27 protein-coding genes and 1 other annotated feature are annotated in these 25,904 nt (G+C 29.6%); of the genes, 24 read left to right on the forward strand and 3 right to left on the reverse strand.

Features of this window, described 5'->3' with window-relative positions:
• Positions 1-80: 80 nt before the first annotated feature.
• A complete protein-coding gene (locus COL3_RS03935) occupies positions 81-443 on the reverse strand; it encodes a MerR family transcriptional regulator (RefSeq protein WP_008418283.1) in 363 nt (120 codons plus the stop codon).
• A gap of 293 nt (positions 444-736) precedes the next feature.
• Between COL3_RS03935 and COL3_RS03940 the strand changes: the two genes are divergently transcribed.
• The 17 genes from COL3_RS03940 to COL3_RS04010 all read left to right on the forward strand — a co-directional run bounded on the left by COL3_RS03940 (position 737) and on the right by COL3_RS04010 (position 15,566).
• The gene (locus COL3_RS03940) at positions 737-1,894 is read left to right on the forward strand and encodes an aldo/keto reductase (RefSeq protein ID WP_008418281.1); all 1,158 of its coding nucleotides are present in this window, start codon (positions 737-739) and stop codon (positions 1,892-1,894) included.
• Positions 1,895-2,012: 118 nt separating this feature from the next.
• Positions 2,013-2,993 carry a cobalt transporter CbiM gene (gene cbiM / locus COL3_RS03945; RefSeq protein ID WP_008418278.1) on the forward strand — a complete coding sequence of 327 codons (981 nt, stop codon included), beginning with the start codon at positions 2,013-2,015 and terminating at the stop codon, positions 2,991-2,993.
• Positions 2,994-3,788 carry an energy-coupling factor transporter transmembrane component T gene (locus tag COL3_RS03950; protein ID WP_008418276.1) on the forward strand — a complete coding sequence of 265 codons (795 nt, stop codon included), beginning with the start codon at positions 2,994-2,996 and terminating at the stop codon, positions 3,786-3,788.
• A gap of 20 nt (positions 3,789-3,808) precedes the next feature.
• Positions 3,809-4,534: an ABC transporter ATP-binding protein gene (locus tag COL3_RS03955; RefSeq protein WP_008418275.1), complete on the forward strand. Its 726-nt coding sequence runs from the start codon at positions 3,809-3,811 to the stop codon at positions 4,532-4,534.
• A 67-nt stretch (positions 4,535-4,601) separates the two neighbouring features.
• Positions 4,602-5,993 (forward strand): nickel pincer cofactor biosynthesis protein LarC, encoded by a 1,392-nt coding sequence (larC, locus tag COL3_RS03960; protein WP_008418273.1) that lies wholly within the window; start codon positions 4,602-4,604, stop codon positions 5,991-5,993.
• Positions 5,994-6,027: 34 nt separating this feature from the next.
• Positions 6,028-6,843 (forward strand): ATP-dependent sacrificial sulfur transferase LarE, encoded by an 816-nt coding sequence (larE, locus tag COL3_RS03965; protein ID WP_008418271.1) that lies wholly within the window; start codon positions 6,028-6,030, stop codon positions 6,841-6,843.
• A 24-nt stretch (positions 6,844-6,867) separates the two neighbouring features.
• Positions 6,868-7,614: a nickel pincer cofactor biosynthesis protein LarB gene (gene larB, locus COL3_RS03970; protein WP_008418268.1), complete on the forward strand. Its 747-nt coding sequence runs from the start codon at positions 6,868-6,870 to the stop codon at positions 7,612-7,614.
• Positions 7,615-7,823: 209 nt separating this feature from the next.
• Positions 7,824-8,492 carry an HAD family phosphatase gene (locus COL3_RS03975; RefSeq protein ID WP_008418266.1) on the forward strand — a complete coding sequence of 223 codons (669 nt, stop codon included), beginning with the start codon at positions 7,824-7,826 and terminating at the stop codon, positions 8,490-8,492.
• An 89-nt stretch (positions 8,493-8,581) separates the two neighbouring features.
• A complete protein-coding gene (locus tag COL3_RS28565; RefSeq protein WP_008418263.1) occupies positions 8,582-8,728 on the forward strand; it encodes a hypothetical protein in 147 nt (48 codons plus the stop codon).
• 75 nt (positions 8,729-8,803) lie between these two features.
• The gene (locus tag COL3_RS03980) at positions 8,804-9,232 is read left to right on the forward strand and encodes a hypothetical protein (RefSeq protein WP_008418261.1); all 429 of its coding nucleotides are present in this window, start codon (positions 8,804-8,806) and stop codon (positions 9,230-9,232) included.
• 73 nt (positions 9,233-9,305) lie between these two features.
• Entirely contained in the window at positions 9,306-9,443 is a 138-nt protein-coding gene (locus COL3_RS28570; protein WP_008418260.1) for a CPC_1213 family protein, read from the forward strand.
• Positions 9,444-9,626: 183 nt separating this feature from the next.
• Positions 9,627-11,549 (forward strand): PrkA family serine protein kinase, encoded by a 1,923-nt coding sequence (locus tag COL3_RS03985; protein ID WP_035282156.1) that lies wholly within the window; start codon positions 9,627-9,629, stop codon positions 11,547-11,549.
• Between the two features lie 8 nt (positions 11,550-11,557).
• Entirely contained in the window at positions 11,558-12,730 is a 1,173-nt protein-coding gene (gene yhbH, locus COL3_RS03990) for a sporulation protein YhbH (RefSeq protein ID WP_008418256.1), read from the forward strand.
• A gap of 4 nt (positions 12,731-12,734) precedes the next feature.
• Positions 12,735-14,105, forward strand: coding sequence for a SpoVR family protein (locus tag COL3_RS03995; protein ID WP_008418254.1), 1,371 nt, complete (start codon positions 12,735-12,737; stop codon positions 14,103-14,105).
• Positions 14,106-14,254: 149 nt separating this feature from the next.
• Positions 14,255-14,797 carry a rubrerythrin family protein gene (locus COL3_RS04000; protein WP_008418252.1) on the forward strand — a complete coding sequence of 181 codons (543 nt, stop codon included), beginning with the start codon at positions 14,255-14,257 and terminating at the stop codon, positions 14,795-14,797.
• 11 nt (positions 14,798-14,808) lie between these two features.
• Positions 14,809-15,150, forward strand: coding sequence for a hypothetical protein (locus tag COL3_RS04005; RefSeq protein WP_008418250.1), 342 nt, complete (start codon positions 14,809-14,811; stop codon positions 15,148-15,150).
• 71 nt (positions 15,151-15,221) lie between these two features.
• Positions 15,222-15,566, forward strand: coding sequence for a hypothetical protein (locus COL3_RS04010; RefSeq protein ID WP_008418247.1), 345 nt, complete (start codon positions 15,222-15,224; stop codon positions 15,564-15,566).
• Between the two features lie 77 nt (positions 15,567-15,643).
• Here COL3_RS04010 and pssA read toward each other — a convergent pair whose 3' ends face one another.
• Positions 15,644-16,177, reverse strand: coding sequence for a CDP-diacylglycerol--serine O-phosphatidyltransferase (pssA, locus tag COL3_RS04015; protein WP_008418245.1), 534 nt, complete (start codon positions 16,175-16,177; stop codon positions 15,644-15,646).
• A gap of 308 nt (positions 16,178-16,485) precedes the next feature.
• Between pssA and COL3_RS04020 the strand changes: the two genes are divergently transcribed.
• Together COL3_RS04020 and COL3_RS04025 are read left to right on the forward strand one after the other, a co-directional pair.
• Positions 16,486-17,364, forward strand: a complete 879-nt coding sequence (locus COL3_RS04020; RefSeq protein WP_008418243.1) for a YegS/Rv2252/BmrU family lipid kinase — start codon at positions 16,486-16,488, stop codon at positions 17,362-17,364.
• 51 nt (positions 17,365-17,415) lie between these two features.
• The gene (locus COL3_RS04025) at positions 17,416-18,069 is read left to right on the forward strand and encodes a hypothetical protein (RefSeq protein ID WP_008418241.1); all 654 of its coding nucleotides are present in this window, start codon (positions 17,416-17,418) and stop codon (positions 18,067-18,069) included.
• A gap of 99 nt (positions 18,070-18,168) precedes the next feature.
• Here COL3_RS04025 and COL3_RS04030 read toward each other — a convergent pair whose 3' ends face one another.
• The gene (locus COL3_RS04030; protein ID WP_008418239.1) at positions 18,169-20,148 is read right to left on the reverse strand and encodes a YgiQ family radical SAM protein; all 1,980 of its coding nucleotides are present in this window, start codon (positions 20,146-20,148) and stop codon (positions 18,169-18,171) included.
• Between the two features lie 553 nt (positions 20,149-20,701).
• Between COL3_RS04030 and COL3_RS04035 the strand changes: the two genes are divergently transcribed.
• The 5 genes from COL3_RS04035 (at position 20,702) to nth (ending at position 25,862) form a co-directional block, all read left to right on the forward strand.
• Positions 20,702-21,952: a CBS domain-containing protein gene (locus COL3_RS04035; protein ID WP_008418237.1), complete on the forward strand. Its 1,251-nt coding sequence runs from the start codon at positions 20,702-20,704 to the stop codon at positions 21,950-21,952.
• 96 nt (positions 21,953-22,048) lie between these two features.
• Positions 22,049-22,350: a binding site (T-box leader), on the forward strand.
• Positions 22,351-22,425: 75 nt separating this feature from the next.
• The gene (gene cysK / locus COL3_RS04040; RefSeq protein ID WP_008418234.1) at positions 22,426-23,337 is read left to right on the forward strand and encodes a cysteine synthase A; all 912 of its coding nucleotides are present in this window, start codon (positions 22,426-22,428) and stop codon (positions 23,335-23,337) included.
• Positions 23,338-23,479: 142 nt separating this feature from the next.
• Positions 23,480-24,070 (forward strand): serine O-acetyltransferase EpsC, encoded by a 591-nt coding sequence (epsC, locus tag COL3_RS04045; protein WP_008418232.1) that lies wholly within the window; start codon positions 23,480-23,482, stop codon positions 24,068-24,070.
• Positions 24,071-24,487: 417 nt separating this feature from the next.
• A complete protein-coding gene (locus COL3_RS04050) occupies positions 24,488-25,192 on the forward strand; it encodes a lysophospholipid acyltransferase family protein (RefSeq protein WP_008418229.1) in 705 nt (234 codons plus the stop codon).
• A 16-nt stretch (positions 25,193-25,208) separates the two neighbouring features.
• Positions 25,209-25,862: an endonuclease III gene (gene nth, locus COL3_RS04055; RefSeq protein WP_008418228.1), complete on the forward strand. Its 654-nt coding sequence runs from the start codon at positions 25,209-25,211 to the stop codon at positions 25,860-25,862.
• Positions 25,863-25,904: the final 42 nt, after the last annotated feature.

The raw sequence follows: 25,904 nt of genomic DNA on the forward strand, positions 1-25,904 counted from the left end.
TACTCTCTTCCCCCTATAATTTGGTGATTACTGGTTAAGCTTTACGCGCATGGTTGTTTATCTATATAAGTATTTTAATTTTATTTTTTGCATGCACAGTCATAAAAGTTAATTTTACAGTTTATTTTATCAAGGTTTTTTTGCAATTCAGCTATTTGATTTATAACGTCTTCTTTATGTTTTATAAATATTTCTCTGCGAACATCAAGGGTATTATCACCTTTGAGGCATAGTTGAATATATTCTTTTATTTTTTTTATTGGCATGCCTGTATTTTTTAAACAACAAATAAGTTCAAGCCATTCTAAATCTTTTTCTTTAAAATCTCTATTTCCTGTATCACTACGGTCAACAAAAGGTAATAAACCCTCCTTTTCATAATACCTAAGAGTATGTGCAGTCAAATGAGTTTTTTCAGCAACTTCGGCAATACTGTATCCCATAATGTATATCCTCCCTCATTTTTATCATATATTTCTACGTTAGAGTATACTCTAAGAACTTTAATTTGTAAACTTGAATAAGGTGCAAACAAGAATTTAAATTTTTATTTTAGAAAAAATGGCGTAATACTAAGGTCGTAAACGATGAATTTACTATTGCAATCAAGAACTTACTTTTTCATTTTACAGCAGAATTTTTAAAAATATGTTGACTTAGAGCTAACTCTAAGATGTAGAATATATTTATAAAGCAATTTAATATAGAAAAATATCTATTTTAAGGAGGAGTTACTTTGTTATATAGAACACTTGGAAAGACAAATGAAAAGGTTTCAGCCTTAGGCTTTGGATGTATGAGATTACCTATTATTGATGGGGATACTACTAAGATTGATGAGGAAAAAGCAACGAAGATGATTCGTCATGCAATCGATGAAGGGGTTAATTATATAGATACTGCATACCCTTATCATGGAACAGGAATGGGGAATGGAGGCGAAAGTGAGCCATTTGTAGGTAGAGCTTTAAAGGATGGATATAGAGAAAAGGTTAATTTAGCTACAAAACTTCCAAGTTGGGCAATTAAGACTAGGGAAGATATGGACAAATACTTAAATGAACAATTGGAGCGTCTTCAAACTGATAGAATAGATTTCTATTTAGTACATGCATTAAATAAAGGAACTTGGGAAAATCTTAAGAAATTAGGAATAGATGAGTTTTTAAATTCAGCAATTAAAGATGGTAGAATAAGATATGCAGGATTTTCTTTCCATGATAAATTAGAAGTTTTTAAAGAAATAGTAGATTATTATGATTGGTCATTTTGCCAAATTCAATATAACTATTTAGATGAAAATTTCCAAGCTGGAACAGAAGGATTAAAGTATGCGGCAGATAGAGGTTTGGGAGTTGTTATAATGGAGCCACTTAGAGGTGGAAAAATAGTTAGAAATCTTCCAGAAGTAGTTGTAAACACTTTTGATGAAGCAGAAATTAAAAGAACTCCAGCTGAGTGGGCGTTAAGATGGGTATGGAATCATCCAGAAGTATCTGTAGTATTAAGTGGTATGAATGTAATGGAGAATGTTACAGAAAACTTAAGGGTTGCAAGTGAAGCTTTACCAAATTCATTAACTGAAAAAGAATTAGAAATAATGGATAATGTTAAAAATGCATTTAAAGAAAGAATAAAAGTGAATTGTACAGCTTGTGAGTATTGTATGCCATGTCCAGCGGGCGTAAATATTCCTAAGAATTTTGCGTGTTATAATGAATATAACATATTTGTTACTCCAGCAACGGAAAAAGAACTTAAGGAAAGATATAATGGAGTAGCACCATCAGAAAGAGCAGATAAGTGCGTTGAGTGTGGTAAATGTGAAAGCCATTGCCCACAAGCAATTAAAATCCGTCAAGAATTAAAAAATGTTACTGAATTATTTGCATAGAAATAATTTTCATATTCTAATATGGTAAGATTCTTTTGAATTTTACCATATTAGAATATTACAATGAAATTCTTACTTTAATATAATCTGCTTATATGCTATAAGGAGGAGTAAACATATGCATATACCTGATAATTATTTAAGCCCTTCGACTTGTGCTGCCTTTGGAGCTGCTATGCTGCCAGTATGGAAAAGAGCTAGTGCAAAGGTAAAGGCTGAAGTAACAAGGCAGAAAATGCCTCTACTTGGCGTAGCAGCAGCTTTTTCATTTTTAATTATGATGTTTAATGTACCTCTTCCTGGAGGAACTACAGGACACGCTATTGGAGGAGCTCTGGTAGCTATCTTACTTGGACCTTACAGTGCTGTTTTTGCGACTACTGTGGCATTAGCAATACAAGCATTATTTTTTGGGGATGGAGGAATTTTAGCTCTAGGAGTAAACTGTTTTAATATGGCTTTTATTATGCCATTTACAGCGTTTTATTTATTTAAACTTGTGACAAAACTTTTTAGAAATCCAAAAGGGGAGTATATTGGAGCTTTTTTAGCGGGATATATTTCTGTTAATATGGCTGCTTTATTTGCAGCAATTGAATTTGGCATTCAGCCCATTCTATTTAAGGATGTTTCCGGCTTACCGCTATATAGTCCTTATGGATTAGCCATATCAATCCCTGCTATGATGATACCTCATCTACTAGTGGTTGGTTTACTAGAAGGAATAATAACTGTAGGAGCATATAGTTATATAAAACAAGCATCTTCTGAGATAATATATAGAGGAAAGATAAACAAAATAAAATCACTATATTTTGTAATGGGAATACTTATTTTAGCAACTCCATTAGGACTTTTAGCTAAAGGGACTGCATGGGGAGAATGGGGAGCTGAAGAATTTAAAAGCCTTATAGGCTTTATACCTAAGGGAATGGAAGATGGAGTGAAATTTAATTCTCCAATGCCAGGTTATAGTTTTGAATTTTTGCAAGGTTATCTTGGGTATATTTTATCAGCATTAGCTGGAGTAAGTATAATATTTATTATTTTTAAAATATTAGGGAAAATAAATTTAAAGAAAAAATTAAAAGGAGATTAAATGGTTCCAGAGTGGCTTTTAGTAAAAGATAATTATGTCCCAAAGGAAGAAAAAAATTTATATATAGAGAAAAGTATTTTTTCTTTAATTAAGATAGTTTCAATTATTAGACAAGATAAAAATCAAGGTAAATTAGTGTATTCAATAAATCCAACTTTAAAAGTTATATGTACGCTAGTAATGGTGATATTAACATCTGTTTCAAGAAATATCATTTATTTATTGATAATGGATATATATAGTTTAATTAACCTTTTTCTTATGGAAAAGAGGTCAAGAAAAAGAATATTGCTTAGAAGTATTATATTCCCATTTATAACACTGATAGTATTGATACCTTCTATGTTTTATGGAAATATTCATAACAGTTTATTGATTTTTCAAAAACTGCTTATAACCATTTTACTCATGAACCTGCTTCCACATAATACTAAATGGAATGAAATTAGCAAGTCACTAAAGCTTCTATTCATACCAGATATATTTATATGGATTATGGATATAACAATAAAATATATTGTTTTATTAGGCGAACATTCCATTAACTTGCTATATGCTTTAAGACTTAGAGCAATTGGTATAACTTCAAATAAATATAGTTCTCTAACAGGGATCATGGGAAGCTTATTTATAAAATCCTATAAAATGAGCGAAGAAATGTTTTATGCCATGGAATGCAGAGGTTTTGTAGGAGAATATTCAACAAAAGTGAATTTAAAATTTAAAAAGATTGATTATGTTTATTTAATAGTAAATGTACTGTTGGTTAGTTTGTTTATATACTTATATTACTAAACAAATTAAGGAGAATATTAATGATAGAATTAGAAAATATTTCATTTACATATAAGAACAAAATAGCTCTTAATAATGTAGATGTCCATATAAAAGAAGGAGAATCTATAGCTGTAATAGGTCCAAATGGAAGTGGGAAATCAACTTTTCTAAAACTATTAAATGCTATTATTTTCTCAAGTGAAGGAAGATATATTTTTGATAAAGTACAAATAAATGAAAATGCTTTAAAGGATACAAAATATTTAAAATTATTCCACAAGAGAATTGGTTTTGTATTTCAAAATTCTGATGCTCAGCTTTTTTGTTCAACTGTTTTTGAAGAAATAGCATTTGGACTTATGCAAATGGAAATATCAGAGGATGAAGTAAATAAAAGAGTAAATGATTGTCTTAATCTCCTCAATATAGATAAATTAAGAGATGAGCATCCTTATAATTTAAGTGGCGGAGAAAAGAAAAGAGTTGCAATTGCTAGTGTGCTAGCAATGAATCCAGAAATAATAACTTTAGATGAGCCAATGAATGGAATAGATCCAAAAGGTAAGAGATTTCTAAGGGATTTGCTAATTGCACTAAATGAAAGTGGCAAAACTATAATTTGTGCAACTCATGATTTTGAATATATAGATGGAGTTTTTAACAGAGCTATTGTTTTTTCAGAGGAGCATAAAATTATTAGGGATGACAAATATGAGGATGTTATAAAAGACGAAGAGTTTTTAAGAAAAAATAACATCATATAATTTGATAACAAGAATGTATTTAGATGTCTCTTTAGGAAATACAAAGGAATTTAAGGAGTGATTTATTATGAAAATATTATATTATGATTGTTTTTGCGGTATAAGTGGAGATATGAACTTAGCAGCATTATTAGATTTAGGAGTTCCTAGGGATTATTTAATAAAAGAACTTTCAAAACTTAACTTGGGTTCAGAATATGAGATAAAAATTGAAAGTGCTGCAAAATTAGGAATTACGGGAACTAGAGTAGATGTTATATTAAAAAATCATAAACATGATAGTAAAATTGAGGCTGAGGAAGCTTTAAATCATGATCATCACGACCATAAACATGAACATACCCATAATGATGATAGTAGTTCACATAATAATCATCATAGCCATGATCACTCTCATAATCATGATGATAGCCACCAACATAATCATGAATTTAAGCATTCCCATGAGGATAAAGTGCACAATCATAGTCATGCAGATGGCCATGAACATCATCATAGAAATTTAAATGATATAGAGAATATTATAAATTCTAGTGATTTAAGTGATAAAGTTAAAAAATTAAGTATGAATATGTTCATGAAGGTAGCAGAAGCTGAAGCCAAGGTTCATGGAAAGACTTTATATGAAGTGCATTTTCATGAAGTCGGAGCTATAGATTCTATTGTAGATATGGTAGGTGCAGCTATTTGTTTAGATTATTTGAATATTGATAAAATCATAGCATCTCCTGTTCAAGTTGGAGGCGGCTTTGTTAAATGTGCTCACGGGCTTATGCCAGTTCCAGCACCAGCGACTGTAGAGATATTAAAAGATATTCCTATTAATACTGGAATAGTGCAATTTGAAACTACTACTCCTACAGGTGCAGCAATACTGGCAGCTAATGTGAAGGAATTTACTTCTAAAATAGATTTTTCCATAAAGAAAATTGCATATGGAATTGGACATAGAGATTTAAGTATTCCAAATGTTTTAAGAGTTTATTTAGGAGAAAAGGAAAAATTAGAAGAAATAGAAGAGCAATATATATTAGAAACAAACATAGATGATATGAATCCAGAATTGTATGGATATGTTGAAGAAAAACTTTTTGAAGCAGGAGCATTAGACGTCTTTAAAACACCTATATTTATGAAAAAAGGAAGACCGGGAATAAAATTAAGTGTATTAATCAGTGAGCAGATAGAGAACGATATTCTAGATATAATTTTTGAAGAAACTACTTCCCTTGGTGTAAGAAAATATAAAGTTGAGAAGATAATGCTTAATAGAGAATTTTCAAAGGTTCAAACTGAGTATGGGGAAATTACTATTAAAAAATCTTATTATAAAGGCAAATTAGTTAAATATAAACCAGAGTATGAAGAATGTAAAAGTATAGCTAAAGAAAAAAATGTAGCCATAGGTAAGGTTTATAACGAAGTTTATAAGCAAACTTCAAATATATATGACAAATAGTTAGAATGTTACATGTGAGAGGCGGGAGAAGTAAATGATAAATAATAATAAATATAATGAATTAATTGAATATTTAAAAAGCTTAGGAAAAGTTGTTTTAGCATTTTCAGGAGGAGTTGATAGTACTTTTTTACTTAAAGTCGCTAAAGAAGCCCTTGGGGAAAATGTAAAGGCAGTAACAATTTTATCACCATACATTCCTAAATGGGAAATAGCGGAAGCTAAGGAGTTAGTTGAAGAGCTAGGAGTACAACACGAAATCATAGAAGCTCCAATTATTGAATCAATTAAGTTTAATCCTGAGGATAGATGTTATCTTTGTAAAACAGCAGTATTTAGCATGATATTATCTGTAGCTAAAGAACAAGGTTACAATTGTGTTATTGATGGAACAAACTTTGATGATATAAGTGATTATAGACCAGGTCTTAAAGCATTAAAAGAATTAGAAGTAAAAAGTCCGCTTTTAGAATGTAAACTAACTAAAGCTGAGATAAGAGCTTTTTCAAAAGAATTAGGGCTTAATACTTGGGATAAACCGCCATATGCATGCCTTTTAACAAGAATACCATATGGAAATGAATTAAAAGTAGAAGACTTTGAAAAAATTGAAAATGCCGAAAAATATATGATGAGCATAGGCTTTAGAGCTGTTAGAGTAAGGTGTCATGGAGATCTTGCAAGAGTTGAAGTAAATAGGAGCGATAGAAGTAAATTATTTGATGAAGAACTTCTAGATACTATTGCTGAGAAGATTAAAGAATGTGGATTTAAGTATGTTACTTTAGACTTACAAGGATATCGAGTAGGAAGCTTTAACGAATCTATTTTGAAGAATACAAACTTATAACTTGATACGGGGGTGGCAAAGCTAATGGATAAAGAAGAAATCAAAAATTTATTAGAGGGTGTAAAAGACAATAAAGTAAATGTAGAAGAAGCTCTTAAACAACTAGAGGATTTGCCTTTTAAGGACTTAGGTTTTGCTAAAATTGATAATCATAGAGAAATTAGAGTAGGTTATCCAGAAGTTATATATTGCGAAGGAAAAACAGTAGAGCAGGTTAAAGAGATTATTGAATTTATGCTTACAAAAAATAATAATATATTAGGAACTAGAGCAAATGAAGAAATGTATAATGCAGTAAAAGAAATATGTGAAGAAGCAGAATATAATAAGTTAGGTAGAACAATAACAATAAATAAAAAGGAACAAAATCCTACTGATAGTTATATTGCTATTGTTGCTGCAGGTACATCAGATTTACCAGTTGTTGAGGAAGCTTATGAAACTGCAAGGATATTAGGTAACAGGGTTGAGAAAATAACAGATGTTGGAGTTGCAGGGATACATAGACTTTTTTCGAGATTAGATGTTATCAGAGGTGCCAAAGTCGTTATAGTTGTTGCTGGAATGGAAGGGGCATTAGCTAGCGTTATTGGAGGCCTAATAGATAAACCTTTAATAGCAGTTCCAACTAGTGTAGGGTATGGAGCAAACTTTGGGGGGATTTCAGCATTATTGACAATGCTGAATAGCTGTGCCAGTGGTATTAGTGTAGTAAATATAGATAATGGATTTGGAGCAGCATACAGTGCTAGCATAATAAATAAGTTATAGGATAAATGCCTATGACCTAAACATATGGAAAATGTTTAGGTCATAGGTATTTATTGTTTAATGTTTTTAGTATGTTAGTTTCCAGTAAAGATTGAATCAATAAGTAATTGATTTGAAGTATTATAAATATTTTGGAAAGTCAGATTTATAGCAATTAAATGTTATAGTATAATCATAGTATAGTATTTTTAAAATAATCGGAGGAAAAAATGAGTAGAATTGAAGCGGTGTTATTTGATATGGATGGAGTAATATTTGATACAGAAAGAGTTTACTTAGAGCATTGGGTGCAGATTTTTAAAAAGTATGGATATGAAATGAAAAAAGAGATTTATACATCTGTAATGGGAACAGGACGAGAAAATGTCATGAGAGTTTTTAAAGAAATATATGGAGATGACTTACCTATAGTACAAATGTATAAAGAAAAAGATGAATTATTAGTACAAGCTGTGGAAGAAGGGCAAGTGCCTATGAAACCTGGAGCAAAAGAAATTTTAAATTTCCTTAGGGAAAATAATTTTAAAACAGCTCTTGCAACTTCAGCTAAAAGAGATAGGACAAATATGCAGTTAAAAATGGGTAAAATTGAAAGTGAATTTGATGCAGTTGTTTGTGGAGATGACATAACAAATTCTAAACCAGATCCAGAAATATTTTTAAAGGCAGCACAAAGGTTGTCAATAAGTTCTAGAAATTGTATTGTTGTAGAAGATTCATCTGCAGGCATTAAAGCAGCCTATAGTGCAAAAATGATGGGACTACATGTTGAGGATTTAAAAAAGGCTGATGAGGAAATACTTGAATATTGTCATAAGAGCTTTAAAAATTTATTTGAAATTAAAGAATACTTAATACAGTTAAAAGTTAACAATTAACAGTTAACAGTTATGTATAATTAATTAATCATATTCTGAAGAGTATAAAATTTAATTGAAATGTATACCCTAATCATGAGGTGATATAGATGGATAATAATAAAAATAGAATAAAAGATAGACCTAAATCTAATGCAGAACGTAGAAAAATAGATCCAAAAGGAAATGCAGATTTAGGGATTATTGATGGTAAAAAAATAGGTGCACCTCCACATAAAGAAAAGGATCACCTGTAAGTATAGTTAGGATATATCAAAATTTAATAATATATTTGATATATCCTTTTATTATGATGTAAGGAGAAAATTAAAATGAAATTAGAGTTAACGGTATATGAATTAGGAAAAGCTTTAAAAAAATTAGAAGAAAAATATAAATTAGATGTCTTAATTAGATTGACCCTAAGTGGCGGATGGATGACAGTTACAGGTGAGGCCAATATATTGAAATTTCCAAATGAAGTGAAAGAAGGATGCAGTGGAAAGGGAAATAATATTATAGATATATTTGTTAAAAATGAAAATGATTCAGAAGGAATTACAGTAAAAATTACAGGAGCTAAAAATAAAAAGTTTAATATTGATATATCGAGTACTAGATATAAGGAGCTAAATACTAATAATTTAACTATTAATCAAATAAAAATAAATGAAAATCAAAGCAAATTAAGGATTGATGAAGATATCATTTTTACCATAGATGCACCTGCTGATGATATATTAAAGTTTATTGAAAGCTAAAACTGCTAATGAATAAAATATAACCAAGTACGCATACTATTATAGAGTGTTAAAGGAATAGGAGTGTGATAATATGGATAATAGTATGAAAAGAAAGCATACCAATAAACATAAAACCTTAAATCATAATCCGCAAGCAGAAAGTGTGAAAGCAGTTTTTGGGGAACCAAAGGCTAAAGATTCTGAATTTATTCCAAGAACTTTTGATTAAATTAAAAATAATTTAAATTAATAAAATAATGTAATAAAGGCTATGGAGATTAAAATTCCATAGCCTTTATTTATCTTTTTATTAAATGCACATTAAAGAATAACTATTTTGAAAAAAGTAGTCATAATGTCTTTGTTTATCTGAATATATTTTAGGTATAAAGGAGGAGGAGTGTTTATGAGTATGAACTTTAAAGAATTTATAGAAATAGATAGAGAAAGATATAACACCCAAAAATTCGAAGGAAATTTTTTAGACTACTTAGAAATTGTTAGAGAGAATCCAGAAATAGTTAAACTTGCTCATAAGAGACTATATGAAATGATTATGAGTAAGGGAGTAGAAGAGTTAAAGGCAGAAGAGAACCCTAGAGTAAGAAAAATTTATGGAAATGATTTAATAAGAAGGTATGGTTTTTTTAGAGATGATTTTTTTGGAATTGATAAAGTTATAATGAAACTTGCTAGTTATTTTAAATCTGCAGCCATGAAAGGTGAAGAAGCAAGACAGGTTTTATATCTTGTCGGTCCAGTAGGAGCTGGTAAATCCTCAATAGTAGAGAGTTTAAAATCTGCTTTAGAAAGCTGTGAACCAGTCTTTTCGTTAAAGGGATGTCCTATGCATGAAGAACCGCTTCATTTGATTCCAAAGCATTTAAGACCTAAATTTGAGGAAATGCTTGGAGTGCAAATTGAGGGAGATTTATGCCCAGTATGCAGATATAGACTTATTCATGAACTTAAAGGAGTTTACGAAGACTTTCCAGTTGAAAGAACAGGATTTTCTATTAGATCAAGAAAAGGAATTGGCGTAGTGCCTCCAGTTGATCCAAATAACCAAGATACTTCAATTTTAACAGGATCAATTGATATTTCTAAAATGGACCTATATTCCGAAGATGATCCAAGAATTTTCTCTCTAAATGGAGCATTTGATGTTGGTAACCGTGGACTTGTAGAATTTATAGAGGTATTTAAAAATGATGTTGAATATCTTCATACAATAATTACTGCAACTCAAGAAAAATCAATACCATCACCAGGTAAAGGTTCAATGATTTATTTTGACGGAGTTATAGTTGCCCATTCAAATGAAGCAGAATGGAATAAGTTTAAATCAGATCATACGAATGAAGCAATCTTAGACAGAATAGTAAAAGTTGAAGTTCCATATTGCTTAGAACTTGATGAAGAAGTAAAGATTTATGAAAAAATATTAAGAAAGAGTAATTTTAAAGCTCATATAGCACCACACACTATTAAGATAGCAGCAATGTTTGCAATACTTTCAAGATTAGCACCTTCTGCCAAAGTGGATGCTATGACAAAACTTAAAATTTATAATGGAGAAGAAATTGTTGAAAAGGGAACAACTAAGAAAATTGACATTGGAGAACTTAGAGAAGAAGCAGGTCAATATGAAGGTATGAAAGGAATAAGTACAAGATTTATAATAAAGGCTATTGATAATGCTCTTTCTGAATCAGGCCAAGATTGCATAAATCCACTTAGTATAATGGAGAGCATAATTAAATCTGTAAAAGAACTTGATATTGCAGCTGATGATAAGAAGAAGTATTTAGGATTTATTCAAGACAACATTAGGAAAGAATATAATAAAATCCTTGAAAGAGAAATTACAAAAGCATTTATTCATTCTTTCAGAGAGCAAGCTGAGAGTTTATTTAACAATTATATAGATAATGCTGAGGCATATGTAAATAAGACAAAGATAAAAGATGTTTCAACTGGAGAAGAACTAAATCCAGATGAAGAATTTATGAGAAGTATAGAAGAACAAATAGGAGTATATGCTGCGTCAGCTAAAGGCTTCAGATCTGATGTAACTTCATACATGTTCTATATAGTTAGAAATGGTGGAAAATTAGATTATACTTCTTACGAACCATTAAAAGAAGCTATAGAAAAGAAATTAACAGTATCGGTTAAAGATTTATCTAGAATTATAACTAAATCAAAGGTTAGAGATAAAGAACAAGCTGAAAAATATGACTCTATGGTAGAAGAAATGAAAAGGAATGGATATTGTCTTCATTGTTGTGATGTAATTCTAAAATATGCTGCTAATAACTTATGGAGGGATTAGGCTAAATTATGGCAATATTTAGAGATTACACTAATAATCAAATTGATCACGACAGGTCCATAGAAGATAGGAGAAGACATAGGCAACTTGTTGAAAAATCCATTAAAGAGAATTTAGGAGATATATTATCAGAAGAAAGCATTGTTGGAGAAAGTAAAAATAAAAAATTCAAAATACCTATTAAGGGTATTAAAGAATATCAATTTGTTTATGGGAAAAATTCTAGGGGTGTAGCCAGTGGCGTTGGAAATGAAAAAAGAGGAGAGAAATTAGGATCTGGAAGTAAAAAAATAGCTAAAGGAAATCAAGGGGCAGGAAATGAAGAAGGTGATGATGTTTATGAAACTGAAATCACTTTAGAAGAGTTAATGGATTATATTTCAGAAGATTTAAATTTACCTAATTTGGATCAAAAGAAATATTCAGAAATAGTTACTGAAACTACTGGCAAGAAACGAGGGTATCAAACTCATGGAATAAATCCGCGGCTTGCAAAAAAGAAAACCGTTATGTCAAAGCTTGCAAGAAAGCAGGCTAAGAAAAGAGCATTAAGGGAATTAGAATGTGAAGATGATTTAGAGAGATTTCCATTTAGGGAAGAGGACTTAAGGTACTATAGAGTTAAGTTAAAACCTAGAAAAGATAGTAATGCAGTAATGCTGTTTATTATGGATGCTTCTGGTTCAATGGATATTACTAAGAAATACTTGGCAAGATCATATTTTTTTGTGCTGGCAACTTTCTTAAAGAGAAAGTATAACAATATAGCATTTGAATTTATTTATCATACAACTGTTGCAAGACGTGTAGATGAATATGAATTTTTCCATAAATCTGAATCAGGCGGTACGTATATATCTAGTGGTATTAATGAAGCGCTAAAAGTAATCGAAGAAAAATATCCACCAGCAGCCTGGAATATATATAGCATTTATGCTAGTGATGGAGATAATTGGTCCGAAGATAATGAAAGAGCAGTAATAGCAGTTAAAAATATATGTGAAATTAGTAATATGTTTGGATATGCAGAACTTTTACCATCCACATATACAACTACAATGTATCATAAATTTAAGAAGGAAATTACAAATGATAAATTTGTTCCTGTAATTATAAAAGAGAAAAAAGATTTATGGGAGGCACTTAAGATTATGCTTAGGAAGGAGTTAAAGGAGGAATAAGAAATTGGAATATAGTTTTAGCGATGTTGAAGTTTGGAATGAGAAAATAGAGAAGAAGGTAAAAGAATATGGATTAAATTGTTACCCTCAAGAATTTGAAATGATAAATTTTAATGAAATGATAGGGTATGAGGCTTACGTTGGAATGCCTTCAAGATACCCTCATTGGAGCTTTGGAAAATCATATGAAAAAAATAAAACTCTTTATTCTTTTAATCTTACAGGTCTTCCTTACGAAATGGTAATAAATTCAGATCCTTGTTTAGCATACTTAATGAAGGATAATACATTATTATTGCAAATTTTAACAATGGCACACGTATATGGTCATAATGATTTTTTCAAAAATAATAGGTTATTTAAACAAGGAACTAATGCAAGATATACTTTAGAAATGTTCAATTTAGATGCAAAAATAATAAGAGGGTATATTGATGATCCAAGCATAGGATATTCAGAAGTAGAAAGAATATTAGATGCTGCTCATGCTATAAGATATCAAGCTAATAGGAATATTGGAGTACGAGAATTATCTAATAGTGAAATTAGAGAAAATATATTAAAGGAATACGAAAACAAAAAAGAAAATAGAAGTATTTTAGACTCTTATGAAGAAATACAATTACCTGATTTAGAGAAAATTCCTTTAGAGCCTGTTGATGATATTATGGGATTTATAATTGAGTATGGTCAATTAGAAGAATGGCAAAAGACTATTTTAAGAATAGTTAAAAGAGAAACAGAATATTTTATTCCACAAATTGAAACTAAAATTATGAATGAAGGATGGGCAAGCTATACTCATTACAATATATTAAAGCAATTAGAACTTCCTCAAGAATTGCATCTCGAATTTTTAAAGAGGCATAATGATGTAATAGCTCCTGCTATAGGTGGATTAAATCCTTATTATATCGGATTTAAAGTATTTGAAGATATAGAAAAAAGATATGGCAGAGAGAAAATATTTGAAGTTAGGGAGGTTGAAAGAGATTCTTCTTTCTTAAGACGTTATTTAACTAGAGAATTGTGTGAAGAATTAAACTTATTCCAATATAATGAAAGGACATTCGATATTATTATTGAGGAAATATCAGATGAATCTGGTTGGAAAACCATAAGAGACACTTTAAGTTATACTGCAGGCATGGGAAATATACCATATATAAGGGTTGTAGACTTAAATAAAAAGAATTACACATTGACTCTAGAGAATGTTTTTGATGGAAGAGCTTTAGAGCTTTCTTATGCAAAGGAAACACTAAAATATGTACAAGAATTGTGGGGGCATGATGTTAAGTTAATTACTAAATCAACAGATAAACAAGAAGTAACTTTAACTTGTACTCAGGATAAGAGAATAATTGTATCATAATAACCTTTAAAATTAATCTTTTCACTTACTTTAAAGAACTATATCATAGTGTATAGTTCTTATGTTATCTTTGTATACGTAATAGTAACAAAATAAGCAGGAATGAATATTTTGTTAATGTAAGAAAGTATTGTTTTTAGGAGACAAAGATGAACTTAAAAGGTAGTGAAACCGAGAAAAATTTATTTAAAACATTTGCTGGAGAATCTAGGGCTAGAAATAAATATACATTTTATGCTGAAAAGGCAAGAGAAGAAGGATTTATGTATGTTGCAAATGTATTTGAGGAAACAGCAGGAAATGAAATGGCTCATGCTAGGGAGGTATACAGAAGATACTTAGGCAGAGTCTGCAGTACAAAGAATAATTTAATAGAATCTGCTCTTGGAGAATCAGAAGAAAATAGAGTTATTTATAAGGAGTTTGAAGAAACAGCAAGAGATGAAGGATTTGATGATATTGCTGATTTCTATAAGGAGCTTCAAGAAGTAGAAGGGCATCATAAGGAGAGATATTTAGATTTAGCTAAAAGATTAAAAGAAGGAAAAATGTTTAAAGCAGATAGAGAAGCAGAGTGGTTATGTTTAAATTGTGGATATATTTATGAAGGTAAAGAAGCTCCTATGAGATGTCCATTATGCAGATATCCAAGATCATATTTTAGAAAATTATGCAATGAGGGTTGCAGGTAGGGGGCTGACGCATGATTTATGAATATCCAGAAAACTTTGTAGTTCCTGTTGTTTATGATAAGAATTTAAATCAAATGAATAGAGACTGGGAATTTAAGTATATGAAAGTTGATGAGTTATCGATTCCTCCTCAAGAAGTTGATGATATTAAGTTGTTTCATATGAATGAACCTTTACAAGATAAAGGTGAAAATTTTCTTGGTATGAAAGAAAATAAAATGAAAAAAACTTGTAAAGAAAGTATGTATAATGACTGCAGCATACTTTATAAAGAGATAAATGATGAAGAAATAAAATGTATATTAAAGGATATAGATAACGAGTATGCTAATAGTGAAACCATGAGAATCTGATTTTAATTTGTAGATAAGGTTAGCTGGAAATATTTCACGGTGAATATATAAGATTAGTAGAGGAATGATTTATGAAATTTGAAGATTTAGCCAAAAATCATTATCAAGATATAGATAATTTAAGTGCATTACTAAAAAATTATGTTGATGTTTATAGATTATTAATTGCAGGAGCATCAGAAATGTATTCTGTAAATTTAGCAAAAAAAAGTGAAGTTAGAAAAGCTTTAGAGAGAGCTGAGAATGTAGGAGAACTTATTGATAAACTCGTTTCCACATTAGATAGATGTGAGAGTGCATATTTGAAATATTGTAGGATTAAGAATGAGTATGTTAATGCAACTACAGAGAAAGACAAGATATTCACTGAAATAGATAATGAGCTAAGCTTTCAAAATTCAGAAAGAGAAGACTAGAAATAAAATATTAAAAAACTCTGTCCCTCAAATATAAGACAGAGTTTTTTTGCGAAAAAATTCATAATCATTTCGCTTTAAAATTTCTTTAATTGAAGCTTACTTACCATCAAATATGAGCCAATTATCATTAATATAACAACTGGGTAAATTAATGTTGACATTGGTAAATCAAGTCTAAGTATTATTAAAGAAAAAAGAGCCATAAAGCAGCCGACGATAGTTATTGGCACACCAGTAAAGACACCATCAAACTGAGCAGTATTGAATCTAGCCAACCTATATGCACCGCATATTGGGAATAATAATAACACTACAAATCCTAGCAATCCATTTGGACCAAAGGATTCAAGGTTAAATAATATATATACTAATATTGATGGAGCTACTCCAAATGAAACTAAATCAGCTAAGGAGTCTAACTCTTTGCCTAACTCACTGGATACATTTAAAAAACGAGCTATTCTACCATCATACCTATCTACCAAACCAGCCAATAAAATGAATGCACCCGATATTGCATATTTTTCATTCATTACAGATAATATAGATATAATTCCACAAGACAAATTAATAAAGGTAAATACATTAGGAATACAGCTTTTCCTCATAAAATCACTCCTAAAATTATAAAAAATACTTACAAAAAGTTATTATAACACATAATTCAAAATAATATAAGGTGTAAATAAACTTTAAGATTATATTAGGTTATCTAGTATCGACATTAAATTATTATAATGATATAATAAAATTCGTTAAATAGCCAGTATATGTAATAAATTTTAAGAAATTTAATGTTTTTTTCAGCTTTAACAAGACAATTTAATTAATATTTATAAAAACTTTTGTAAGTTTATAATAATATGATAAAATTATGAATTTTTAATTAGTAAATTTATTGGAGGTAGGTTTATTTATGAAAAAAGTAAGATTCATATACAACCCATACTCAGGAGAAAATAGTATAATAAATGAATTAGATAATGTTATAAGATTACACCAAGAAATGGACTTAATAGTTGTTCCGTATAGAATACAAAAAGGAAAAGATTTAGCTGAATCATTAGATATAATTGATGAGACATATAGCTACATTTTAATTGCTGGCGGAGATGGTACTGTAGATTCTGTTGTAAATGCTATGAAAAGTAAGAATATAAATATTCCTATTGGAATATTACCAGTTGGAACCGCAAATGACTTTGGTAAGTTTATAAACATGCCTAATGATATACAAGAGGCATGTAGGCAAATACTAGATTCCAAACCAGTAGCTGTTGATGTTGGTAAAATTAACGATAAATATTTTGTGAATGTAGCCAGCTCAGGGCTTTTTACAGATGTATCACAAAAAACTGATGTAAACTTAAAAAACACAATAGGAAAATTGGCTTATTATTTAAAGGGACTTGAGGAATTGCCTAACTTTAGAAAACTAAAAATAAAATTACTATCTAAAAAGTGTAACTATGATGGAGAGATGTACTTACTTTTAGTATTCAATGGCCAAACAGCAGGTAATTTTAATTTAGCTACAGAAGCAGAAATTACAGATGGTAAATTAGACGTAATAATATTTAAGGCTATACAGATAATAGAATTAATACCGCTATTTATAAAACTTCTAAAAGGTGAACACTTAGATTCAGATAAAGTGGTTTACTTTAAAACAGATGATTTATATATTGAATCATCAGAAGATATAGTTACGGATATTGATGGTGAAAGAGGTCCTGATTTTCCACTAAGAATTCAATGTATTAAAGGTGGAATTAAACTTTTAGGAATAAAATAAGATATATAATAATAAATATAAGTAACAGGAATGTGGATTGGAGCGTAGTTTGTGAACTTTGCATATTATTTACTTTTGTTACTTATAATTTTTTTTGCTATTTCGATTATAAAAAAGAATTTAGAAGTTTCACCAAAGAAAATAAAAATTTATTTAACTTTAGTTATTACATTATTTTTATTAAGGCATATTGCCCTATTTCTTTTGTGCATACTTAAGAATAGTACTGTAATATATTATTTAAAACCAATGATATTTTTAAATCATTTAGCTATTCCGCTAATTGTACTAGCTATAACCTTCGTGTATTTACGCTCAGAAAAATTAAACTTTGGAGGAAGCTACGTTATTGCAGCAATAGTATGTGCAATATATGCTGCTATAATACAAAATTCTAAGATAACTGTTGAAGTGAATTACTTGTATGGGTTTATATTAGAAATAGATAAGGGAACAATTCTGTTTTTATTTTCATTAATATTACTTGGCGCATTGTTAATATTAAATGTGCTGCTATTAGATAAACCATTTGTTAATAAAAAAGGAATATGGTTTATAATTATTGCAATTTCAATAGTGATGCTAGAAGATATTATAATTTTAGGCGGAATAAAATTATTCCCTTATTCAGTAATAGGAGAAATGCTATTTTTAATTATTTTGGATTTTGTATTAAATGGGTTTAAGATATCTGCAAGAAAGTAAATATATAATACAAAAAAAGAATCTTCATAGCTATAAATATTAGCCTGTTGAAGATTCTTTTATTATTTATAATTATAATCAATAATTACATTCTCTTTATTATTGAACTCTTCTTTTATTATTTCCATTTTTATTAGAGGAATTTTTATTCTTTATATGTTTAGGACCATTATTTTCTCTTAATGATGATTTTTTATTTGAAGTTTCACTGACATTTTTGTTTGTATTATTAGATGTTTTACTGCTGTTTTTATTTTTTCCTTGATACCCAGATTTACCTGGAGTAAAGCCGATTAAACAATTCTTACCATTACCAATTAAGTCTTCTCTATGAGCTTTAATTAAAGCTTTTTTTACTTTTTGATAATTTTTAGGTACTGCAAATTGTATAAGTGCTCGTTGCATTTCTTTTTCTTCTGGTGTTCTTGGAATATAAACTTCTTCACCAGTTAACGGATTAAAACCAGTATAGTACATTGTTGTTGACAAACTACCTGGTGTTGGATAAAAGTCCTGTACTTGTTCTGGAGTGTACCCCATCTCTTTGATGTACAATGCAAGATCTATAGCAGCATTTAAGTCAGAACCAGGGTGAGAAGACATTAAATAAGGAACTAAAAATTGTTTCTTATCTAATTTATTGTTTATTTGGAAGTATTTATTGACAAACTTATCATAAACTTCTCTAGTTGGTTTACCCATTTGATTTAATACTCTTGGAACTACGTGCTCAGGAGCAACCTTTAATTGACCGCTTATATGATGTTCACATAGTTCTTTCATAAATGCATCATTTTTATCGTGAATTAAATAATCATATCTCAGTCCAGAACGAATGAATACTTTTTTTATACCAGGAAGTTTTCTCACTTTTTTTAATAATGAAAGATATTCAGTATGATCTATTATTAAATTTTTACAAGGTGCTGGGAACATGCATTGCTTATTTTTACATGTACCATGTTCAATTTGCTTTTTACAAGCTCTATGTCTAAAGTTTGCAGTAGGGCCTCCAATGTCATGAATATATCCCTTGAAGTCAGGTAAAGTAGTTAAAAGCTTTGCCTCGCCAATTATTGATTCTTGACCTCTATTTTGAATTACTCTTCCTTGATGAAAAGTTAAAGCACAAAATGAGCAGGAACCATAGCAGCCTCTATGACTTGTAATTGAAAATTTAACTTCCTGAATTGCAGGAATACCCCCCTTTTCTTCATATATAGGATGATATGTTCTTGTATAAGGTAAGTCATATGTTCCATCCATTTCTTCTTGAGTTAAATTTTCTTGAGGCGGATTTTGAACTAGATATCTATCTCCATATTTTTGAATGACAGTTCTGCCGTTTATAGAGTCTTGTTCATAATATTCCAATTTATAAGCTTCTCCATAAGCTTTTTTATCTGTAGATACTTCTTCAAAGGTTGGGACTATAACTGCATTTTTAATATTTGATATATCTTTAGTCATATAACAAGTTCCACGTACAGATGTAATATTTTTGATATCTGCTCCATATCTTAATAAGTCTGCAATTTGAATTACGGTTTTTTCACCCATTCCGTACATTAACAAATCAGCTTTGGAATCTATAAGAATGCTTCTTCTAACCTTATTATCCCAATAATCATAGTGAGCAAAGCGTCTTAGACTAGCTTCTATTCCGCCGATTGCTATAGCTACATCTTTATAAGCTTCACGTATTCTGTTGCAATAAACAATGACAGCTCTATCTGGTCTATGTCCTGCCTCTCCGCCAGGAGAATATAAGTCTTCGCGTCTTGTCTTTTTCGCAGCAGTATAATGATTAACCATTGAATCAATGTTGCCTGAATTAACTAAAAATGCATATTTAGGTCTGCCTAATTTTTTAAAGTCTTCAGAATTATGCCAGTCTGGCTGGGCTATGACACCAACATTAAAACCCTGTGCTTCAAGAGTTCTTCCTATAATAGCTGTACCAAATGAAGGATGGTCGACATAAGCATCACCAGAAACTATAATAAAATCTAATTGTTCAATATTCCTTTTTTTTAAGTCCTCTTTACTAATAGGTAAAAATTCCTTGCAAAGTTTCATATATTATTAACTCCAATTCTCAATTTATTTTTTGTTATATATTTATAAAATTATGCCGTTCTAAAATAATATATACAAATCTATATAGTAAAATCACAACAAATAATTGTCATAACATGAATATATTATCAAATGAAAGAATGAGCTTTTAAAGCTTATTCTTACAGTATATTAACATAACCATAATTAGTTTACAAACAAAAAACGTATGTTAAAAATTGATTATGGAAGTGATTAAAAAGTAAAAATTTATTGCCTTTTTACTCCTTTGTAATATAATAATTAGAGACGATGGTTATCTAAGGAAAAGTTAAAAATTAATAACTGTTAACTGTAAACTGTTAACTGTTAACTGAACCAAGGGTGGTGTAAAAGATGGAGGATGGACCTCAGAATATGGAATGTAATATGACAAAAATTAAATATATTTCAGAAGGAAAGTCTTTTGTCTTAAGTAAATTCCTATAGTAAGCGTAATTGATTAAAGTTACCTATATATGAATAAATTCTGCTTGAAAACTTTCTTTCTGCATAAACAGGGAGGAGACTATTTATGATGGAATTATCTACATTACTATATTCAAATATTTTAGAAAAAAAAGTCTATGATGAATTTGGAGATGTATTAGGGACTTTAAGGGATGTTTATGTAACTACTGAAGATGGATACCCAAGAGTAATTGGCTATAAGCTTAAAAAAGATGGAAATACCTTTCACTATGAATTTAGATATATAGAGTTTACCCATAAAGAGGGAAAATTTAAGATAAAAACAAGAGGCAGTAAAGAAATTCTTCCAATGAGATATAGCTACCTTCTTTCTGAAAATCTGCTAGATAAAAAAATAGTTGATATTAATGGAAAGCAGGTAGTTAGAGTTAATGATTTAAGAATCGCTAAGATTGCTGGAGAATATCGGGTAATAGGAGTTGAAACTGGCCCTTTAGCTAGATATAGAAGATTAAAAATATCAGGTATTATGAAATTCTTTTATAAAATAATGAGAAAAAGTTTAGAGGATAAAGTATTAAGATGGGATGATGTTGAATCCTTGGAAATGGTTGATAATAATTTAAAGTTAGCTGTCCCATATAAAAAATTATCGACACTACATCCAGCCGATTTAGCTGATATATTAGAAAACTTAGATACTAATTCAAGAAAGCAAGTATTAGAATCTTTAGATGAAGATTTAGCAGCGGATACATTAGAAGAAATAGATTCCGAATATAAAGGTACTATAATCAAGGAATTATCAGACAGCAAGGCTGTTGAAGTATTAGAAAATATGCCTAATGATGAGATAGCAGATTTACTTGATGATTTGGATGAAGAAGAAAGAGAAAAAATATTAATCAATTTGGAAAAAGAAGATGCCGATGAAGTTAAACAGTTATTGCAATACGAAGATGAGACTGTTGGTAGTATAATGAATAAAGAATTTATTTCTGTAAATTTAGACATCACTGTCGGGGATATTATTGATATATTGAAGGAAATGAAGCCTGATGAAGAGGTTATTTATTATATATATATAACAGATGAAGAAGATCATATTCAAGGATTGGTTCCCTTAAAGGATTTAATTATATATGATATGAATGTAAAAATAAAAGAAATTATGGATGAAGTGGTATCGCATGTAAGGCATGATAATAATATAAGTGAAGCCATAGAAATTGCAGCAAAATATGATTTAAATGCAGTACCTGTAGTTGATGAATATGAAAAACTAGTAGGAATAGTAATAATACATGATTTAATAGACGAATTTTTATATCCACTATGGAAAAAGAAAAATTAATGTAATAAACACTTTTTGGGAAATTTCTTAAAAAGTGTTGACTTTTTTTATATAAATAATATAATAATAATATAAAACCTATCAAAACACTAAGAATTAAAAACTATGAAAAAGGAAAGTAGCGCAAAGAAAGTTTACAGAGAGAAAAGGAAGCTGAGAACTTTTCATCAAGAATTTGTGTGAAGTGCCCTTTGGAGTTGAAGTCTGAATATAGGCGAGTTTTCCTATATAATTTAAAATGTGTATAAAACATTTTAAATTATATTTTTGTATACCTTAGTAAGATTCTCCGGGTTCACCCGTTATAGTGATATGGCATTTTATAGTGCTAAGTTGAGGGGAATTAACTGTGTTTAATTCAATTAGAGTGGGACCGCGAATTTTGCTTCGTCTCTATAGTTTTATAGAAGATGAAGTTTTTTTGTTATATAAATTAAAGAATTAGGTGGAAATTTAAGGAGGAGAATAATAGTATGATTTATAATGGAGGACTTGAATTAATTGGAAACACACCAATTATAAAAGTGAATAATTTAATTAAAGAGGATAATATTGCAGAAATATATGTTAAACTTGAAAAATTTAATCCAGGTGGAAGTGTTAAAGATAGAGCAGCCATTGGAATGATTGAAAAAGCTGAAAAAGAAGGAATATTAAAGCCAGGTGCAACAATAGTAGAGCCAACAAGCGGAAATACAGGTATAGGGCTTGCACTTGTTGGAAAGCTTAAAGGTTATAAAGTTACAATAGTGATGCCAGAAACAATGAGTAAGGAAAGAAGAGACTTAATTAAGGCTTATGGAGCAGAACTAGTATTGACAGAAGGCGCTAAAGGCATGAAAGGCGCTATAGAAAAAGCAATAGAAATAGGAAGTGGTGAAGGATATTTTATTCCACAACAGTTTGAAAACATTGCTAACCCAGAAAAGCACTATGAAACAACAGCAGAAGAAATATATAAAGATATTCCAGATTTAGATGCTTTCATAGCAGGTGTTGGAAGTGGTGGAACTGTAGTAGGAGTATCTAAAAATTTAAAAAAGAAGATTACAAACCTTACAACTTTTGCAGTTGAACCAGCAAACTCGCCAGTATTAAGTGGTGGAAATCCAGGAGGGCATAAGATTCAAGGAATCGGAGCAGGATTTGTTCCGGGAATTTATGAAAAAGAATATGTAGATGAAATATTACAAGTAAAAGATGAAGATGCATTCAAGACAGCAAAATTATTTGCTCAAGTAGAAGGCGTGTTAGTTGGTATTTCTTCAGGCGCAGCAATATATGCAGCTATACAAGTTGCTAAAAAACTTGGAAAAGGTAAAAAAGTATTAGCTGTTGCACCAGATGGTGGAGAAAAGTATATATCAATGGGATTATATGATTAATTTATTTACAAGGCACGTTTGATAAATTATTTTATGTTTTTTGGGGAAGTTTATTTATTAGAAATTTTAACAAAACATCTAGAGATAATTATGTGATTTATTAGGAAAGATTCTACTGAAAACTAGAAAAGGAGAATAAGCTGTGTTTAAAAAACTGAATTATGATATAGAACGAGTTTTAAACGAAGATCCAGCAGCTAAAAGTAAAATAGAAGTATTATTACTGTATCCATGTATTCACGCATTAATATCATATAGAATAGCACATTTCCTTTATTTGAAAAAAAGATTTTTTTTAGCTAGGTTAATTTCACAGTTGTCTAGATTCTTTACAGGAATTGAAATTCATCCAGGGGCTAAAATAGGAAAAGGATTATTTATAGATCATGGAATGGGTGTAGTAATAGGAGAGACTGCTGAGATTGGAGATAATGTTACTATTTATCATGGAGTGACGTTAGGTGGAACTGGAAAAGATAAAGGAAAAAGACACCCAACTGTTGAAGATGATGTATTAATAGGAACAGGAGCTAAGGTACTTGGACCTATAACTATAGGCAAGGGCGCCAAAATAGGAGCAAATGCTGTAGTTGTAAAGAATGTCCCTGCAAAGGCTACAGCAGTAGGTAGTCAGGCTAAAAATATTGTAAGAACAGCATCCACTGCAACTATAATAGAAATAAGTGATGTAAAAGGTCACAAGAAGAAAATATTTAATGATATGGTTATTTAGTGTTACGTGTGTGGGAGTATTTGGATTTAAGGAGTTAGTTATTTAAATTCAATATAGATTTAGTAGAATTTATTTTTAGAAGTTTTTGTGAGTTAAAAGATTTTATCTAAATTTAACAATGCAGAGTGAAGATATGAAAAACTTAGATTATATGTTAAGTTTTCATATCTTTATTTACTTTTGTTGGAATATATGGAACATAAAGAGTGATATACAAGCTCTATAGCACAACTATTAAAATTATAGGATTTGCATAGACATTTGAAAAAATATATAATGTATATGGATATTCACCAATGATATATTATATTTTTTACTCTATTCAATAAAATAAAAAAATAGTATTTTAATTATTGGAAAAATATGAGAAAATAATATAATAATATATATGTATTCGTTAAGAAAGGTTGGAATGGAATGTTATCACCGATTGCAATAAATATTATAAAAATGATGCCAGAGTCATTAGTTATAAAAATAGGTAAAATTATAGCAAATAATTATATTAGAAAGTATGCAAATATAAAAATTAATGGAATAGATAATATAGATAAGGTTAAAAAGCCAAGAATATTTGTATGTAACCATTTGAGTAATTCTGATGGTTTAGTCTTGTCAAAAATATTAAAAGAAAAAAGTGATCCATATTTTGTAGCAGGAGTAAAATTATCGGATGATCCAATAACTCAATTAGGAACAAAAATAGTTAAGAATATACCAATTAAGCCTAATTCAGCTGATAAAGAGGCTATTACAAAGGTAGTTAAGGCTCTTAAAGAAGGAAATGATGTTCTAATATTTCCAGAAGGCACTAGAAGTAGAACAGGTGCTATGATAGAAGGGAGAAAAGGGATTCTATTATTTGCTAGAATGGCGAAAGCAGAAATAATACCTATTGGTATGTCAGGAACTGATATATTATTACCAATAAGCAAAGATGGGGATATGGGATCAGAAAAATGGAAACATTCAGATGTTACTGTAAATATAGGGGAAAAAATTGTATTTCCGAATAAAGAGCAAGATGAAGATAAACATGAATATGATGACAAATGTATGGACATCCTAATGAGAGGTATAGCAAATCTCTTACCTGAAAAGTATAGGGGAATATATAAATAAGGAGATTACAAAAGATATGAAAGCAAGGACAAAGAAGATTGTAGATATTTTGAAGGAAGCATACCCTGATGCAAAATGTGAATTGAATTATGAAACACCACTTCAATTACTTATAGCTACAATATTGTCTGCTCAAACAACGGATAAAAAAGTAAATGAAGTTACAAAAGATCTATTTAGAGATTATCCAGACTTAGATTCACTTTTAACTCTAACAAATGATGAGCTTGAAGAAAGAATAAAGCAGATAGGATTATATAGAAATAAATCTAAAAATTTAATTCTGATGTTTAATCAACTAAAAGAACGATTTAATGGAGAAGTTCCAAGGACAATGGAAGAGCTAACCTCTCTTGCAGGAGCAGGGAGAAAAACAGCTAATGTGGTATTGTCTAATGCTTTTAATGTACCATCCATTGCAGTAGACACCCATGTATTTAGAGTCTCAAACAGATTAAACCTTGCAGATTCAGAGAATGTTTTAGAAGTAGAAAAGCAGCTTCAAGAGGAATTACCTAAAAAGGAATGGACACTTATGCATCATCTATTAATATTTCATGGTAGAAGATGCTGCAGTTCAAGGAATCCAAACTGTGGGGAATGTCCTTTGGATAGTTTGTGTAAATATGAAAATAAAGTATATAGGAATAAAACACAATCAAAAAAATAAAAGATAATAATTTTTGATTATTAACATGAACCACAGTTGAGA

Source organism: Clostridium sp. LS, assembly GCF_002760435.1.
In the GTDB taxonomy this organism is placed as follows: domain Bacteria; phylum Bacillota; class Clostridia; order Clostridiales; family Clostridiaceae; genus Clostridium.